The following is a 15,739-nucleotide window of genomic DNA, read 5'->3' on the forward strand; positions in this document are numbered from 1 at the left end:
ACTCAAGGCAATCTTTGTCTTGTTTACGATACCAAGAAGACCTTACATACATGAATACCAATATCATGTGTTAAAGCTGCAGTTTCAATAATAAATAGCGTTCTTTCATCAACATGTTCTGTTTCTGCAATCAATTTTGCGTAACTATGTACCTTACAAAAATGTTGAATTCTTTTGGCGTCCCCTTCATAGAGTTTTATCATGGCTAAATGTAATTTATTTATCATATCAAGCACTTCTTTCTATCTGTTTTTATAATTATCTATGAGATGTGTTACTTTTTTTTAACAAAAAATAATTGAATGTTTTAAAATAAATATAGAGGTATGGATATGAAAAGAATATTTACACTTGTAATGATTGGTATATTGCTAGTTGGATGTAGTAAAACAGATTTTTTAACAGATCATGAGTGGATTCACTATGACTCTACATGTATTGAAACGATCTACTTTGGTAAGGATGGTCATTTTTCGTATTATAGTGATGAAGGAAATCCAATCAATGATTCGGATTTGTATGATCAATATACTTATGATTTTAAGAGTAAAAAGATTGTTTTGAAACCTGCCGGTGATATGTCAATTCATGTGTTGCGCTATATAAAATCAAGACTTCTTTTAAATATTGATGGTGATGTTAAAGAGTTTTTTGATGATAAGGATAAGATCATGAGAAAAGCATTCCTTGATAATCTTACGTATAATACTGAGGATGTTACGAATGGTTTTAGTTCTTATCTAGCGATTATAGGAATAGATGGATCTCAAATTATAACTGCCTCTGCAAATTATGATGGTGATGATCCAGAATTTAAGAAGTACAAACTATCAGAAACACTAGAAGATAATGCTGAATTTTATTTGTGGGCTTGTAATGTGGATCAATCAGATGTTGAATCAAACTATACTCAATTGACTGACAAAGAAGCTTTTAAGATGATTAAAAATGGTGGTGCCGTTGGATTTGTATGGTACAACAAATCCGCAAAAATCACAAAAATTGTCTTTTATGGTAGTACAATTAATTAATTAAATCTTTTCATATTAAATATATTTATTACGACATCATTTGCTTGTTGATTTAATGTTGTAGAACAAAAAATAATTATAGTAAAAATTGTCATCATTTGCTTTACAAGAAATATTACATAGTGATATACTAGGCTTTGCTAGACGAGGAACTAACTCACCCCTTTTCTAGCAAACCCAATAGCCAGCACTCTTTCTTACCCTTTCAGAGTGTTGGCTTTTATTTAATTAAATACGAAAATATTTACAAAATTTGTAAATTTATGACATATGTCAATACATTTTTAATTTTGAAGTGTTATAATATCACCAGTTAGATGACTTCAAACGCCAACATAATTAAATTTAACATATGAATATAACGCCAACTACCTCATGTGTTAACTCTCATCTAACAGTCGATTAGAGAACTAGACTCCTCAATACACTAACTTTCTAGTTCTCTCCTCTATCAAAGATATTTTGAGTCAACATTTTTTGTTGGCTCTTTTTAATTTAAATGATATATTACAATATGCAGAAATGAGATGAGATAATCTGAAAATATAATTTATAAAAAGAAGAAGTTAGAAGGACAAAAGGGCGCAAAGCCCTTTCCCCAAATATAAAGATTATTGTGTTGCTATAATATTGGCATTTTGTTGGATCATAAGTGTTAATTCTTCAACTGTAAGTCCAATATCTAGTAGTTGTTTAATATCTGATTTTAAGTTGTTCTTTACGTATTTAATTCTTTGTTCAACTGGTGTTTCAACTTCTGCTAAGTCTGCAGGATTCCAAATTTCTCCTGTAAGAAGCATATGATATGCTGCTACAAGTATTTTTCTGGCAATCGCAATAAAAGCACGTTTCTTTCCGCGACGTTTTGAAATCTTTTTAAATTTGTTGGCGTAGTAAGGATGGTTTTTATCCTTGACTGCTGCATGTGCAACTTCAACCAAATATGGTTTAAGATATACTCCGGCTCTGGAAATGCGTACAGATTTTTTCTTTCCTGCTGACTGGTTACTTGATGGAGTTAAACCTGCCCAGGAAGTTAATCGTCTTGTAGAGGTGAATTGATTCATATCTACACCGATTTCAGAAAGAACTATGATGGCAGAGTTTCTGGAAACACCAGGTATCTGACACAGAAATGAAATATAGTCTTCGTATGGCTCAATCATTAAATCAATAAGTTTATCAAGTCTTTGGATATTGGATGATAATTGTTTGATGTGGTCATTTACAAGTTCTATACGAGATTTCTGGACTGGTGTTAAATCCGTTCCATTAACAGAGTCAAGAATCATATCAGGAGATGCTTTACATTTTTTGTGAACTTTTGAAAGAATATCTTCATCTGTGTATGGATTATCTGATAGAATAAGGTCGATGATATTAGATGCGGATTTGCCGAAAACATCAGTAAAGACCATATCCAGTTTACAATTACCAGAAGTAAGAGCATTCTGAAAACGGTTCTTTTCACTGGAACGCATATTTACAAGTTTGTATTTATAGCGAGTGAGTTCACGAAGAATACGAAAATCTTTTTGAGGTATAAAACTACTTCTAACAATATCGAACTTAAATAAATCAGCAATCCATTTGGCATCTTTATCGTCGTCTTTCTCGCCTTTAACAGCGCGCACCCATTTAGGGTTGGCAACGACGATATTGGAAATATGGGATTCCAATACATTGTAGACAGGAATATAGTACTTACCAGTGGATTCCATGCATACATTTTGACAGTCGTTTTGAATCAGCCAGTCTCTAAAGCGGATTAAGTCGTTGTGAAAAGTCGAGAATCTTTTTTTTAGATAAATTGGTTCAACGGATTCAGAAATGCAGATAACTGCGACAATGAATTTTTTGTGCACGTCGATACCACAAACACGAGGATAAATGATTTTCATAGAAAAAGCTCCTTTCAAAATAAAGAAGAAAGAAGCATTGACTGAACGAATGGCACTAAAGATTAACTAATAGTCAATGATTAATCTGCGGACTTGATGTCAACACTAATGTGTGCTAGAAATACTCGAACTTACACTGGTTTATATGCTGATTTAATCTGAACGAGATGCAGAAGTCTGCAACTCACCTCACCGTGCTCTGTAGTGTACTTCTAACTTCAAGAACATGGTAACAAATAAAAGATAAAAAACAAAAGCAAAGCTCATTGCACATTTTAATTCCAATGTGTGCCTTGAAGCGAAGCTGAAAGGAATGGTTGGTTTATATGAAATTAAAAATATGGCTAGGAAGAATTATTCCATTAGTAATCATTGCACTTGGTGAAGTTGGATTATATTGTATATTATTTAAATGGCTAACATCTTCTTTTGTATTCATTGAAGTTGTATTACACATTCTATCTGTTTTAATTGTCTTAAATATCGTTCGAACAAGTAGACACTTATCTTCCGATTTAATGTGGATCTTGTTAATTATGTTGTTTCCCGTCTTTGGTACATTTGTATATGTAATGATGTTAATGAGCTTATTATTTGGAAAAACATTTCGAAATATCATTCAGGAACAAAAAAAGGCATCTTCTTATTATATCCAAGATGAATCGATCATTGATGAAATTCAACAAGATAATAAAGACTATGTATCCCAACTTGCCTTTTTATATGAAGAAGGCTTTCCTTTTTATCGTAATACCGACTTTGAATATTATGCTCCATGCGAAAAAGGTTTTGATGTCATGTTAAATGAATTAAAAAAAGCTAAAAAATACATATTTATGGAATATTTCATTATTGAAGAAGGTATAATGTTTAATTCCATACTTTCTATTTTAGAAGAAAAAGTCAAACAAGGTGTTGAAGTACGTGTAATGTATGATGATATGGGATCATTAGGTACACTTCCTGCTTCTTATGCCAAACAATTGAAGAAAAAAGGCATAAAAGCCGTATCCTTTAATCGAATCTCCCCTATTATCAATACAATCATGAATCATAGGGATCATCGAAAAATATTGGTAATTGATGGTAAGGTTGCTTTTAGTGGTGGTGCAAATCTTGCGGATGAATATATCAATAAAAAAGTAAAGTACGGACATTGGATGGACAATATTATTTGTATTAAGGGTAAAGCCGTATGGTCATATTTAGTTATGTTTTTGACAAATTGGAATGCTTTGCGCCACGAAGATGAGGATTATACAATATTTAAAAATAACGATGTTGTTGATGAATTATCCTATGATGGCTATATTGCTCCTTATGCAGAAACACCATTAGATGAAGAATTGACAGGTCAATCTGTTTATGAAGACTTATTAAATAGTGCCAATGAATATGTATATATTATGACACCGTATTTAATTATTGATTCAGAAATGATCAATACATTAATTCATACTGCCAAAAAAGGTGTGGATGTACGAATTATTATGCCAGGCATTGCCGATAAACAAATCGTACATGATATGGGCAGAACGTATTATGCACAATTAATTCAAGGTGGTGTTAAAATCTATGAATATGAACCTGGATTTGTTCATTCTAAAGTATTTGTTTGTGATGATACATATGCAACAGTAGGAACTATTAATCTAGATTATCGTTCTTTATACCTACATTTTGAAAATGGTACCCTATTATATAATTCAAAGAAGGCATTGGATGTCAAGCAAAACTTTATGGATACATTATCAAAATGTAAAGAAATTCAAGCCGAAGATACACACGTCAATATTGTGAAAGGCTTATTCTTAAGCATTATTCGTATTTTTTCGCCATTATTATAAAAAGCAAGGTTAACCCCGTGGTTATAACCTTGCGAATTTCTTGCGATTATTAAACAACGCCCAATATCACCTCTAAAAGAATGACGCTCACTACAATAAAAGCCACAAATGCAGGTCGTTTATGGAATGGAACATTTGAATAGTCCATAGCACTTGATAATTTGGACATACCATACTTTCCTAAATACATATAGATAGGATCTCTTGAATTCTTGATACATTTTAATTTACGAGATAAAAAGATATCTTCTAATCTTCTACAAAATAGTTCATCTTCTAAATAGGGCATGACTTTAGAATCTGTAAAGACATCTATAATTTCTTTAGAACCAATCTTTTTAGGTAGTTTTTTATCTATCATATTTAGAATATCCAAATAAGACACTACATCCTTTTCATTTTGAACAAATAATGTTTCTCGCTTAGGAATAGGTGGAGGAATGATTGTATCTTCTTTAGTTGAAATGGGTTGTGTTTTAATATCCTGTTTATTTTGTTCAAATGAAGCAGACTCTATTTCTTGATCTTGATGTAGACACTGTTGATAAGCAGCCTGAATCTGTTTGAATTCTTCCGGATTTTCTTCAGGATGATACTGTTTTAAAAGTCTTGCATACGCTTTCTTGATTTCTTTTTTATCACTTGTCGGCTCAATTCCTAATACTTCCCAAGCATTCATGCCAAATATTCTCCTTCTTCATCATCTTCTTGAGTAAAGATATCTAATTGATCTACTTTTTGAGATTCTTCTATTTGATCTAAAATACGTGAAACCTGATTTATAAGACGCATTCTTTTTTGAACGTTGTTGATCAAAGTATCCATGTCTTTTATAAAGTCTGCATGAAGTCGCATCAAATACGCTTGTGTTTCATCATCCACTTCTTGATAGATTCTTTCAATACGAGCAAGCAGGGCATCTACTTCATTATTTTGGTATAAAGTTAAAGCAACTTCTTTTATTGAATCTAGACGAACAGAAGCATCTACCTTTTCTAATACATCACCTTTTGATACTCTAAAAATATAATGTTCCTTAGTAGAATGTACAATAGCTTCTACATACAACATGGAATTAATGTCATACGAATAGATCAAATCAAAAGATTCATAATCATGCATATTTCTAGGAACATGAATAAGAGCTTGGCCTAGAAATAAGTTTTCCTTGGCATACATAGCCTGCCCTTGAAACACACTAATATTGACTTTAGTTTGTCCTTTATGTACCGTACGCAAAGTCATCTTTTTACTTACTGGTAAAACCGAATTTTTAGGAATAAGTACGGTTGATAATTCCAAATCTGGATTTTGTTCATTATACGTAGACGTACTTAATGAGAAAGGACAAATATCTGTCACTACTACATCTTTAATACTTTCATCCCTTTGTTTAATGCCAATATATTTTCCAAGTCCAAGTACGACTAAAGAATCCATATTTGCTTCTTTTAATACAGGAATATTTAAAGCGTCCGATAAGTAATGTTGTAAAACAGGCATTTGACTTGAGCCTCCTACAAGAATCAAACTATCGAGTTCACTTGCTGAAAAACCACTATCTTTTACGGCCTTTCCAATCACAATCTTACAAGAGTCAAGTAAAGATTTAGTGATATTCAATAGTACATTCTCGTCAAATACACAATTATAATTCTTATTTAGATGAACTAAAGAAACTTCAACTACATTTTTCGTACTCAACTTAATTTTAGCTTGTTCACAAGCACGTAGAATACTTTGTTGAAAAGAACGGTCTAAAACATTATAGTTTAATCCGTTTTTCGAACAAAAATATTCAGCCATAGCTCGATCAAAATCGGTACCTCCCAAGTGATTGTTTCCACTGATCGCATTGATACTAATCACATTTTCAAAACAGTCAACAACTGAAACGTCGAGTGTTCCTCCACCAAAATCAAAAACAACAAATGTTTCATATTCATCATCCATATGACATGCAATGGCTGCTGCACTTGGTTCATTGATCAAACGCTCTACTTTAACACCTAATAATTCACCAATTCGTTTTGTATCTTGTCTTTGACGTGCATTAAAATAAGCTGGAACACTGATCACAACTTCTGATATTTCTTCATGAAGATAATTTTGTGCATCTTCAATCAATTGTTTCACGACAAAAGAAGAAAGTGTCGCTGAATCATACTCTTTCCTATTTAATGTATAAGTAACATCGGACCCCATTGTTCGTTTAAACAAGGATGCACTATACTCAGGATGCGTCACTAATCTCTCCTTGGCAAGTTTACCTACTACAATCTTACCATCCAAGATACTGACCGCACTTGGCGTTATATATTCATTAAACGCATTTGGAATCAGCACTGGCTTTCCTTCTTTATAGACAACCGCTAAACTATTGGTTGTTCCTAAATCCACACCTAATATTGTCATAACTACTCCTAACAAAAGTTTAAAATGGCTAGAATAATACTAAATACTAAAGAAATACTTCCATATACAAGTAAGCCATATTTTAATATGCTAGATAATATATGTTTATAGCCTTCTGAATATTTAGTAAAGACAGATTTTTGGCGTAGTACAACATATAGAATGATACATACAATGCCAACAATTCCATTATAGATGATCAAAAGTGGAATCAGCATGGATAGAAAGAACACACATAGTATCCATCCTACACAAAACATCATTAGTAGTAATACACATAACCCGCCCATAACATCGCCTTCTTTAGCTCCACTATAGCATACTAAAAGCGGTATTTCTACCGCCTAGAAATCTTTGTGGAATCTTCCTCCATAATGATTGTCTTTATAGTTTGTGACATACAAATATAAGACTAATACACCTACAAGAATAATGCCTACAATAAATAAGGAATAGGCTGACATCTTTCCATATAGAAACATGCATCCGCATCCAATCAATAATAATAAATCGACAATAATGACAAAGGGATCTAATTTCTTCATATCTTGACACTTCCTTTCGATTCCTTGATATAATAGTCTGGTATGAAAAATAAAACAATGATCGGACATATTTTAGCTTTTGTGTGCATTATGATTCGGGGTTATACCTTTTTATCCATACCCTATCTTCTTAACTACATACTAGTCATTTGATGGATTCAAATCAAATGTATTGTCCAAATAGGTCATTTAAATGGAAAAAAAAGTAAGGTCTTGCCTTACTTAAATCTTTGGCTGATATCGCATATCCGAAACATTATATACAGTAATAAATGCTTTTGAATCGAGTGTATTAATGAATTTCATCAATTTTTGATATTCCACTTTATCTACGATTGTGATGATTTCATGACGCTTTTCCATATTGTATGCACCATACGCTTCATACTCCGTTGCCCCACTATGTAATTCATGAATAATAAATTTGCGAAGCTCTTTTTCCTTTGGAGTGATGATACACACTCTTCGTTTAATATTATGATCAAAGATAAAATGATCAAGAACGATACCATTAAAATAAGTACCTAAAATACTTAACACAACCGTCTTCTTATCATAAACAAGAGCTGCTGATAAGGCAACACACATACCCGATAAAGACATAGCTTTTCCAAGTTCCATATGAAGATATTTATTCATGATCTTGGCGACAATATCTAGACCTCCTGACGAAGCATTTCGATTAAATAAGATGCTCAATCCTACACTTACAACGAGTATGTAACATAAGACATCTAGTTCTTGGCTGTTTGTGAAAGATACAAAATTTGGAAACAGAATCTCAAATAACGCAAGAAAAACAGGAAGCATAATACTTGTATACACTGTTTTTACACCAAATTCTTTACCACAAGTCAAAAATCCAATAATCAATAAAACGACATTTAAAATCATGGTGATGGCAGATAATGGTAGAGGTATAAAATTAGATAGTATAATACCCAATCCAGAAATACTACTTACTGAAGTATGACTGGGCACAAGAAAAAAATAGACGGCTGCACCAATAATTCCAACCGCAACAGTCAATATTAGAGTTTCCTTTATGATATTTGTATAATTGTATTGTGTATTCATCGTAATTGTCTCCTAGTCATTCATTGTGTCTTTATTTTATCAAAAAGTGAAGCTACATTCCATGTCAGAAAATGGATTTGTCCCTATACAAAAAAAAGAAATCCTGAAACGATATTGAAATACATGATTATCGGATTCCTTTTTCTGTAGTTAAAATCAGCACTCTATTGCCACTTTAATTACACCATCTCTTTTATTTTCAAACAATGCATACCCTTGTGCAATTTTACTAAGAGGATACGTATGCGTAATCAACGGTTCTGTATTGATCTTACCTTGTGCAATCAATTCTAAAGTCTTTTCACAATCACAACCATCAACACCACCTGTTTTGAAAGTTAGGTTTTTTCCGTACATGTCTGGAAGTGGCAAAACTTGTGGTTCATCATATAAAGCAACTATTGTCACAATCGCATTCGCTCTTGCGCATTGCCATGCAAGCTGAAAAGTAGATGGAACACCCGCAACTTCAAGAACAACATCTGCCCCACCATGATCACTATTTTCTAGCACAAAATTTCTACATTCATCTGGAGTGACTGTCAAAACTTCTGGATAATGTTCATTTATAAAATCAATGCGATGTTCATCTTTTTCACACATAATAATTCGCTTTGGCTTTTTAAGCATTACACATAATAATGTACAAATACCTGTAGGGCCTGCACCAATAATCAATACCGTATCCTCTTCTTTGATTTCAGAAATACGTGTTGCCCAATATCCTGTAGCCAACACATCCCCTACAAACAAAGCTTGTCTATCAGTAACTTGTTCAGGAATCTTATTTAATCCTTGATCTGCAAAAGGAACACGCACATATTCAGCTTGTCCACCATCAATACGACATCCAAGAGCCCATCCTCCATTATCATCCGTACAATTATTTACATAACCATTCTTGCAGAAAAAACATTCACCGCAAAAAGTTTCTACATTCACTGTTACACGATCTCCAGGTTTGACATGAGTTACTTTATCGCCTACTTCTTCTACAATACCAACCATCTCATGACCAACCGTAATACCTGGCACTGCACGAGGAACACTACCATGTTTAATATGCAAATCACTTGAACAAATGCTTGCAAGTGTCACTTTTACGATTGCATCCCTTTCATGTAGAAGTACTGGTTTTGGTTTCTCCATCAATTCAAATTTCCCTTTTTCCAAATACGTATATGTCAACATAAAATTTTTATTCCTTTTCTATTCTTACTTATTAAACGATTTACCAAGTTTCTACAAGATGTAATCCTGTTTCTATAGCCTGTTACACTTTTTTTCATGAAATACTGATTGACGGACTCGATGAATCTGCCTTAAAAAAGAATGCTCTTACCAGTATCTGAAACAACAGCCATCGTGTAATCAACACCAAAATTCATTGCTACAAAATGCATACAACCACGTACTTTTGAATCCTTATTATCTTATAATGCATGAAAGCAAGCTATTTTGTATACTTACATTCTTCTTCGAGTTCACATACTAGATATTCATCACTCATGCAGTGCATATCTGATACGCCTTCACTCATGAGTTGATAAAGCTTTGACCGATAAAATATGTCTAAAGCCTTTTCCAATGAAACATTATTCTCTTTCGCAAAAAGTTCTACAACACGAGCATATTTTTTCTGTAAAAGAATTGGATTTGCCTTCATAGCTTTTCACTCCCCTCAAATTTCAGATATGAAAGTGCCTTTATTGTTCGAAAAGCTATTTGCAAATTGGGTTTCTCATATTGTAACCTTTTAATGGCTTCTGCTTTATCAATGAATCCATCAAAATACAGCTCTACTGTATTAAACACCTTATCATTTGCAACACCACCAACAACAAGATCATAATCTGTACCGTCTTGTCCGCTTCTGCAGTTCAAAATGAAATCTAGCCAATCTTCTGAATAGGCCTCAAATTTCAATACCTTTAAATCTTTACATGACTCTTCATCAAAGGTATATCGTGATACAATGCCTTCTTTGCCACGTCGTTTAAATCGGTTACACCATTTTTTTGCTTGTTCAAAAATTGGAGTTACATAGAAGCCCTTTCCAAAATCTACATTCTTTCTAGAATGTACCAAATCCGGCTGATTCACCACTACAAATGAACCATGATATAAGATCATAGCTTTACACCCCTTTCGTGCATAACATCAATAATATCATCCACAATATAATCCTTACTTTGAGTGTGCAATACCGCATACTCTGGGATAATATAATCTTTCAAAATGTTTGTCTGCTCGCTTAAGGCTACATATACCTTTTGTGCATCAACATGAAGTCTTGACGCAATATTTTCAATACAAAAAATGGCAAATTCTAATTCTCTGCTTCCACACATCATCTTATCCATTTTCATACACTTGTAACCTCCAACCTCTACTTCGTTTTATTTATTCTTTTCATCTATTACTTATATGTTTCAATAAATGTATGCTTACCATGATTGGATTCATAGACACGAATCTCACAATTGTTTGGCTTTGGTCTCCATTTAATGCCATTTTTACGATCTTCTAGATAGCCACATAAAGAACGGATGATACCACCATGACATACGATCAATACATTCTCATAGTTCTTGGATTCCAATTCTTTTAAGAAAGAATGACTACGTTTGATCATGCTTTCTACTGATTCAACGGATTTAGGAGCTGGAAGTAATTCAGGAAAAGCCCAATAAGATGTCATTTTTAATCCCAATTTAAAGTAGTTACGAAGCTCGTAGTCCCCAAAATCCACTTCAATAATACGCGAATCGATCTTTACATCTTTCTTATCTACATTGCCAATAATCGACGCTGTCTGAATCGCTCTTTGTAAAGGACTAGCATATACCGCATCAAAATGAATATCACCAATCTTATTACGTGCTTCTTTAGCTTGGTTAATTCCTGTCTCATTTAAAGGTTCATCTGTAAGTCCCTGCATTAATTTTTGTTTGTTTAAAGCCGTTTGGCCATGTCTAGTAATCCAAATCTTCATCCATCGATCCTCAATCAAAGTCTCTACGAGCGTATAGAACTTTTCCAATAACCTTTACGGGCAATTCTTCAATCTCTTCAGGTGTAAATACCTTTGTATCAATCTTTGGGTTTGCGGCTTCTAAAATCATTAAACCCTTCTTATATAAAACACGCTTTAATGTCGCTTCCTCACCTACAAGTACGATCGCAATGCTGCCAGATTCTACTTCATTTGTTTGTTTCACAAAAACTAGATCTCCCTCATAGATATGTGCATTGATCATAGAATCACCGCGAACGCGTAAAAAATAATCGCCTTTTTTTCCATCATGTCGATTCAATTCAATATATCCTTCAATATCTTCCATTGGAAAACCATCATATCCAGCTTTTACACTACCTACAATAGGTTTGATTCTTTCTTCCTCTTCTAGGATGCTTTTGACATCACAATCTAAAAGATCTGATAATTTCTTAAGTGTATTTGCCTTTAAATGTGTACTTTCACCTTTTAACCAACGAAAATATGTAGCACGCCCAATTCCAATTCGTTTGGCCGCTTCATCATGTTTAATATTATTTTCAATCTCATATTGTAGTAATAATTGTCTTAACTGCATAGTTACACCACCTTTATCTATATAGTATCAAAAAATAAATAAAATACTAGTCAAAAAATATTAATTTTTTAAGAAAGTCTCAAATCTATCTTGAATTTTTATTCTATTTTATCTATGATGCTTGTACGAACGATATGGGGCATGGAGGTATTTATGTACAAAACATATTTATGTATTGATTTAAAGTCCTTTTATGCATCAGTTGAATGTGTAGAACTTGGCCTTGATCCTTTTGAAGTGAATCTTGTAGTGGCTGATCCTACACGAGGTGGTGGTGCCATTACGCTTGCTGCAACACCGGCCATTAAGAAATTAGGCGTATCGAGTCGAGGTCGTATTTTTGAAATTGATCCAAAAATTGAATATATGATTGCGCCACCTAGAATGCATCTGTATATGGAATATAGTTGTAAAGTCTATAAAGTCTTCTTAGAATTTATTGCCAAAGAAGATATTCATGTCTATTCTATTGATGAATCTTTTTTAGATGTCACAAGCTATTTGAAGCTTTATCAAGTAAGTGCTAAGGAACTCGCAAAAAAAATATTGGATCGTGTCTATGAAAAAACAGGTCTTACAGCTACTGTAGGCATTGGAACCAATCTGTACTTAGCTAAGATTGCGATGGATATATCTGCCAAGCACAATGTCGATCGCATGGCCTATTTAAATGAAGAATTATATCGCCAAACATTATGGCATCATACACCCATGATTGATTTTTGGATGTTTGGAAATGGAACCGAACGAAGATTACACAAATTAGGTATTTATGATATGTATGACTTGTGTCAATTTCCTGTTGAAATATTATATAAAGAATTTGGTGTCAATGCTGAATATATTATTGATCATGCCTGGGGCAAAGAGCCTACCACAATCCAAGATATTAAAAATTATAAATCAAAACATCATTCTATATCCAATTCACAAATCTTATTTGACGATTACTCTTATCAAAATGCATTTGTGGTCATGAAAGAAATGGTGGATCAAAATGTATTGACATTAACCGAAAAACATTTGGTGACAAGACAAATCTCATTAATGATTGGCTACTCCAAAGATTGTATCAAATCAAGTTGTGGCTCATGTAAGATTACGAACTGCACAAATTCCTATTCCATCTTATTAGAAGAATTTAAAAGACTCTATATCCGCATTGTGAATCCCAATTATCCCATTCGCCAAATTGCGATTAGTTTTCAAGACGTTAAAGATGAATATTATTATGAGAACTACGATTTATTTACAGACGTAGAAAAAGTAGAACGAGAAAAAAAGCTACAAGAAACCTTAGTTCAAATTAAGCATCGCTATGGTAAGAATGCCATCTTAAAAGGAATGAATGCCTTAGATTGTGCAACTGCTAAGAAAAGAAACACATTGATTGGTGGCCATAATGCATATTAGAGGAGTTTATTCACTCCTCTAATTTTTTGAATTCATAGCATACGCTGAAAGCAGGCCGCATTTCTTCAATTTGATCACGATTAATACCGTATTTTTTTGCTAATTGTTCCCAATTATTTTTGACCATTGTTAATATTTCATTTGCATAGACTTCAGCGTCAAATTCATTTATATCATAATAACAAGCTGATGAAATAGCTAAATCAATTGAAATACTATTATCATAGCTATCAATATTCAAAGAAAGGACATCTCCGTAAGGAACAGGATTTACATCATAAAGCGGAGATAATCTCCAACCTTTATCATTTAAAATAAAGCCATGGTTTCTTAAATGATCATCTGTATTGGATACAGCCATACTAAAGATAATGCGTTTAAAAAGCTCAATTAAGTCATCTTTGGGACTAGAGCCATAAGCTCTAATAAAATCAACTATGTCTATATAACTTGAACCATCATCCGAAGAGGCACCATCGTTTTTGCCTAGCATTGTCATAGCTGAAGCAAAGTGTATTCTTTTTTCTCCATCTCGATCAAAACGCTTAACAAGAAATGTACTACCATCCTTAGAAAACTTTTCAACTTTTGATTCTGGTACATTCAACCCACATAATTTTGCCAAATCATGAACAACTTTTTCCCATGCACCAACATCATACTCATCGTTTTTTGATGGAAATTTTGCGATCCATAAATCACCTTGCTCATCTTCAACAGTTGCTTTTGGTCTTGCTCCACCCAAAGATGAACCAGGTTTTAATAATTGTTTTAGCCATTTATCATCTAAATAATTATCATCTTTTTCAAATTGCCTAGATGCTTCTTCTAAAGAACGAAGTGTTGCCCAAGGTGGTGCCGCTGTTTCTTTATCATCTGAAAGAAATGGGCCATTAACATCATCTTTAAATCGAAGTGCTCCGACACGCGTTTGATCATATACTCCAAGTAGAAAATCACTATCATACATTTTATTAGGTTTTCTGTTTTCATTTCTAGCTTTAATTGCTTCACGTCGTTTCATTAGAATTCGTCCCCATCGATCTGGAGAGGCATCTGCAAACATTCCAAAAATGTTCTTTTCTGTATATTGTCTACCACTAAACATTGATATATCCGGATCTAAACAAAAAGAAAATTTAGATTGTTTTAGCCAGTCTTGATCATATTCAAATGAGTAATGTTCAATGCCGCGAAGTGTATCCACATATAATACGCCTAACTTTTTAGGTTCTAAAGAACTGAAATTCTCATATACAAATATCTTCCGTTCCATCATCTGTCTCCTTTAGGTGCACGTTTCTTGACCTGCATATTTAAATCTTGCATTTTTCTACCAAATTCATCATCTTTTGCAACAAGCAATAAATCCTTATCTAAATTATTCAAAGCATGTAAAACAGCAGCATAAATCCCAATAGCTACTGATGGGCTACCTTTTTCAACACTCCATAAAGTTGCACGACTTATTCCTGCCCTTTCGGCAATAAGTTTGGCAGATAATTGTCTACGTAATCGAGCTAATTTAATTTGTTCTCCCATAGTATTCAGAATTCTTTCAGTACTTGGTAAAACAGTCACAGCCTTTTTACCCATTTACTTAACCTCCATTAATGTTTATAAATTTAAACATATATTCAATATATGTCTATATTTATAAATATTATAACATATAAATCATTATTTTATTGTAATTATTAAAAATAAGTTTGCTATGGCCACAAAGCATATTAGAGGAGTTTATTCACTCCTCTAATTCTATGTAGCTAATTTGTTTTAGATTGATTTTTGTCTTTACGATTTGAAGTATTTGCGTATCCAGATTGATTTTAGAGACGATCCCTATGATTCTTTTATAGCGTCAACTTCTCGTAATTTTTATACATCTATACAAAAAAAACATCCCGTTGTGCT

The 15,739-nt window shown here is 33.0% G+C and carries 18 protein-coding genes; 3 read left to right on the top strand and 15 right to left on the bottom strand.

The window, feature by feature from the left end:
* Positions 1-23 precede the first annotated feature (23 nt).
* Entirely contained in the window at positions 24-227 is a 204-nt protein-coding gene (locus Q3907_RS04275) for a hypothetical protein (RefSeq protein WP_301897388.1), read from the bottom strand.
* Positions 228-332: 105 nt separating this feature from the next.
* On the opposite strand from Q3907_RS04275, the gene Q3907_RS04280 reads away from it, so the two are divergent.
* Positions 333-1,031, top strand: coding sequence for a hypothetical protein (locus tag Q3907_RS04280; protein ID WP_301897391.1), 699 nt, complete (start codon positions 333-335; stop codon positions 1,029-1,031).
* A gap of 611 nt (positions 1,032-1,642) precedes the next feature.
* On the opposite strand, the gene Q3907_RS04285 is transcribed toward Q3907_RS04280, so the two are convergent.
* Positions 1,643-2,932 (bottom strand): IS110 family transposase, encoded by a 1,290-nt coding sequence (locus Q3907_RS04285; RefSeq protein WP_301897392.1) that lies wholly within the window; start codon positions 2,930-2,932, stop codon positions 1,643-1,645.
* Between the two features lie 326 nt (positions 2,933-3,258).
* On the opposite strand from Q3907_RS04285, the gene cls reads away from it, so the two are divergent.
* Positions 3,259-4,779: a cardiolipin synthase gene (cls, locus tag Q3907_RS04290; RefSeq protein WP_301897393.1), complete on the top strand. Its 1,521-nt coding sequence runs from the start codon at positions 3,259-3,261 to the stop codon at positions 4,777-4,779.
* A 49-nt stretch (positions 4,780-4,828) separates the two neighbouring features.
* Here the strand turns inward: cls and Q3907_RS04295 are convergent, their stop codons facing one another.
* The 11 genes from Q3907_RS04295 to Q3907_RS04345 form a co-directional block, all read right to left on the bottom strand.
* Positions 4,829-5,458, bottom strand: a complete 630-nt coding sequence (locus tag Q3907_RS04295; RefSeq protein WP_295643677.1) for a J domain-containing protein — start codon at positions 5,456-5,458, stop codon at positions 4,829-4,831.
* Positions 5,455-7,194 (bottom strand): molecular chaperone HscC, encoded by a 1,740-nt coding sequence (locus tag Q3907_RS04300; RefSeq protein ID WP_301897394.1) that lies wholly within the window; start codon positions 7,192-7,194, stop codon positions 5,455-5,457. Before Q3907_RS04300 ends, Q3907_RS04295 begins: the two co-directional genes overlap by 4 nt.
* Positions 7,195-7,202: 8 nt before the next feature.
* Positions 7,203-7,484 (bottom strand): hypothetical protein, encoded by a 282-nt coding sequence (locus Q3907_RS04305; RefSeq protein WP_295562504.1) that lies wholly within the window; start codon positions 7,482-7,484, stop codon positions 7,203-7,205.
* Positions 7,485-7,538: 54 nt separating this feature from the next.
* The gene (locus Q3907_RS04310; RefSeq protein WP_295562506.1) at positions 7,539-7,739 is read right to left on the bottom strand and encodes a hypothetical protein; all 201 of its coding nucleotides are present in this window, start codon (positions 7,737-7,739) and stop codon (positions 7,539-7,541) included.
* Between the two features lie 222 nt (positions 7,740-7,961).
* Positions 7,962-8,816, bottom strand: a complete 855-nt coding sequence (locus Q3907_RS04315; RefSeq protein WP_301897396.1) for a YitT family protein — start codon at positions 8,814-8,816, stop codon at positions 7,962-7,964.
* A gap of 156 nt (positions 8,817-8,972) precedes the next feature.
* The gene (locus tag Q3907_RS04320) at positions 8,973-10,007 is read right to left on the bottom strand and encodes an alcohol dehydrogenase (RefSeq protein WP_301897397.1); all 1,035 of its coding nucleotides are present in this window, start codon (positions 10,005-10,007) and stop codon (positions 8,973-8,975) included.
* Between the two features lie 262 nt (positions 10,008-10,269).
* The gene (locus Q3907_RS04325; RefSeq protein ID WP_186999272.1) at positions 10,270-10,482 is read right to left on the bottom strand and encodes a DUF3791 domain-containing protein; all 213 of its coding nucleotides are present in this window, start codon (positions 10,480-10,482) and stop codon (positions 10,270-10,272) included.
* Entirely contained in the window at positions 10,479-10,949 is a 471-nt protein-coding gene (locus Q3907_RS04330) for a DUF3990 domain-containing protein (RefSeq protein ID WP_301897400.1), read from the bottom strand. The genes Q3907_RS04325 and Q3907_RS04330 overlap by 4 nt, the downstream gene beginning before the upstream one ends.
* Entirely contained in the window at positions 10,946-11,185 is a 240-nt protein-coding gene (locus Q3907_RS04335) for a DUF3791 domain-containing protein (protein ID WP_301897402.1), read from the bottom strand. Before Q3907_RS04335 ends, Q3907_RS04330 begins: the two co-directional genes overlap by 4 nt.
* 50 nt (positions 11,186-11,235) lie before the next feature.
* On the bottom strand, positions 11,236-11,811 hold the full coding sequence (locus Q3907_RS04340) for a histidine phosphatase family protein (RefSeq protein WP_301897404.1): 576 nt from the start codon (positions 11,809-11,811) through the stop codon (positions 11,236-11,238).
* 10 nt (positions 11,812-11,821) lie between these two features.
* Positions 11,822-12,412, bottom strand: a complete 591-nt coding sequence (locus Q3907_RS04345; RefSeq protein ID WP_295647378.1) for a LexA family transcriptional regulator — start codon at positions 12,410-12,412, stop codon at positions 11,822-11,824.
* Positions 12,413-12,565: 153 nt separating this feature from the next.
* Between Q3907_RS04345 and Q3907_RS04350 the strand changes: the two genes are divergently transcribed.
* Positions 12,566-13,825, top strand: coding sequence for a DNA repair protein (locus Q3907_RS04350; RefSeq protein WP_301897407.1), 1,260 nt, complete (start codon positions 12,566-12,568; stop codon positions 13,823-13,825).
* 10 nt (positions 13,826-13,835) lie between these two features.
* Here Q3907_RS04350 and Q3907_RS04355 read toward each other — a convergent pair whose 3' ends face one another.
* Together Q3907_RS04355 and Q3907_RS04360 are read right to left on the bottom strand one after the other, a co-directional pair.
* Positions 13,836-15,101, bottom strand: coding sequence for a type II toxin-antitoxin system HipA family toxin (locus tag Q3907_RS04355; RefSeq protein ID WP_295645460.1), 1,266 nt, complete (start codon positions 15,099-15,101; stop codon positions 13,836-13,838).
* Positions 15,101-15,421 (bottom strand): helix-turn-helix domain-containing protein, encoded by a 321-nt coding sequence (locus tag Q3907_RS04360; RefSeq protein WP_301897409.1) that lies wholly within the window; start codon positions 15,419-15,421, stop codon positions 15,101-15,103. Before Q3907_RS04360 ends, Q3907_RS04355 begins: the two co-directional genes overlap by 1 nt.
* Between the last annotated feature and the right edge of the window lie 318 nt (positions 15,422-15,739).

The sequence above is a fragment of the uncultured Holdemanella sp. genome (genome assembly GCF_958348295.1).
Lineage (GTDB): Bacteria > Bacillota_I > Bacilli_A > Erysipelotrichales > Erysipelotrichaceae > Holdemanella.

What these genes read in the sequence shown, in the direction of transcription:
- Q3907_RS04275 (WP_301897388.1), bottom strand. Translation starts at nt 227, where the DNA reads ATGATAAATAAATTACATTTAGCCATGATAAAACTCTATGAAGGGGAC.
- Q3907_RS04280 (WP_301897391.1), top strand. Translation starts at nt 333, where the DNA reads ATGAAAAGAATATTTACACTTGTAATGATTGGTATATTGCTAGTTGGA.
- Q3907_RS04285 (WP_301897392.1), bottom strand. Translation starts at nt 2,932, where the DNA reads ATGAAAATCATTTATCCTCGTGTTTGTGGTATCGACGTGCACAAAAAA.
- cls (WP_301897393.1), top strand. Translation starts at nt 3,259, where the DNA reads ATGAAATTAAAAATATGGCTAGGAAGAATTATTCCATTAGTAATCATT.
- Q3907_RS04295 (WP_295643677.1), bottom strand. Translation starts at nt 5,458, where the DNA reads ATGAATGCTTGGGAAGTATTAGGAATTGAGCCGACAAGTGATAAAAAA.
- Q3907_RS04300 (WP_301897394.1), bottom strand. Translation starts at nt 7,194, where the DNA reads ATGACAATATTAGGTGTGGATTTAGGAACAACCAATAGTTTAGCGGTT.
- Q3907_RS04305 (WP_295562504.1), bottom strand. Translation starts at nt 7,484, where the DNA reads ATGGGCGGGTTATGTGTATTACTACTAATGATGTTTTGTGTAGGATGG.
- Q3907_RS04310 (WP_295562506.1), bottom strand. Translation starts at nt 7,739, where the DNA reads ATGAAGAAATTAGATCCCTTTGTCATTATTGTCGATTTATTATTATTG.
- Q3907_RS04315 (WP_301897396.1), bottom strand. Translation starts at nt 8,816, where the DNA reads ATGAATACACAATACAATTATACAAATATCATAAAGGAAACTCTAATA.
- Q3907_RS04320 (WP_301897397.1), bottom strand. Translation starts at nt 10,007, where the DNA reads ATGTTGACATATACGTATTTGGAAAAAGGGAAATTTGAATTGATGGAG.
- Q3907_RS04325 (WP_186999272.1), bottom strand. Translation starts at nt 10,482, where the DNA reads ATGAAGGCAAATCCAATTCTTTTACAGAAAAAATATGCTCGTGTTGTA.
- Q3907_RS04330 (WP_301897400.1), bottom strand. Translation starts at nt 10,949, where the DNA reads ATGATCTTATATCATGGTTCATTTGTAGTGGTGAATCAGCCGGATTTG.
- Q3907_RS04335 (WP_301897402.1), bottom strand. Translation starts at nt 11,185, where the DNA reads ATGAAAATGGATAAGATGATGTGTGGAAGCAGAGAATTAGAATTTGCC.
- Q3907_RS04340 (WP_301897404.1), bottom strand. Translation starts at nt 11,811, where the DNA reads ATGAAGATTTGGATTACTAGACATGGCCAAACGGCTTTAAACAAACAA.
- Q3907_RS04345 (WP_295647378.1), bottom strand. Translation starts at nt 12,412, where the DNA reads ATGCAGTTAAGACAATTATTACTACAATATGAGATTGAAAATAATATT.
- Q3907_RS04350 (WP_301897407.1), top strand. Translation starts at nt 12,566, where the DNA reads ATGTACAAAACATATTTATGTATTGATTTAAAGTCCTTTTATGCATCA.
- Q3907_RS04355 (WP_295645460.1), bottom strand. Translation starts at nt 15,101, where the DNA reads ATGGAACGGAAGATATTTGTATATGAGAATTTCAGTTCTTTAGAACCT.
- Q3907_RS04360 (WP_301897409.1), bottom strand. Translation starts at nt 15,421, where the DNA reads ATGGGTAAAAAGGCTGTGACTGTTTTACCAAGTACTGAAAGAATTCTG.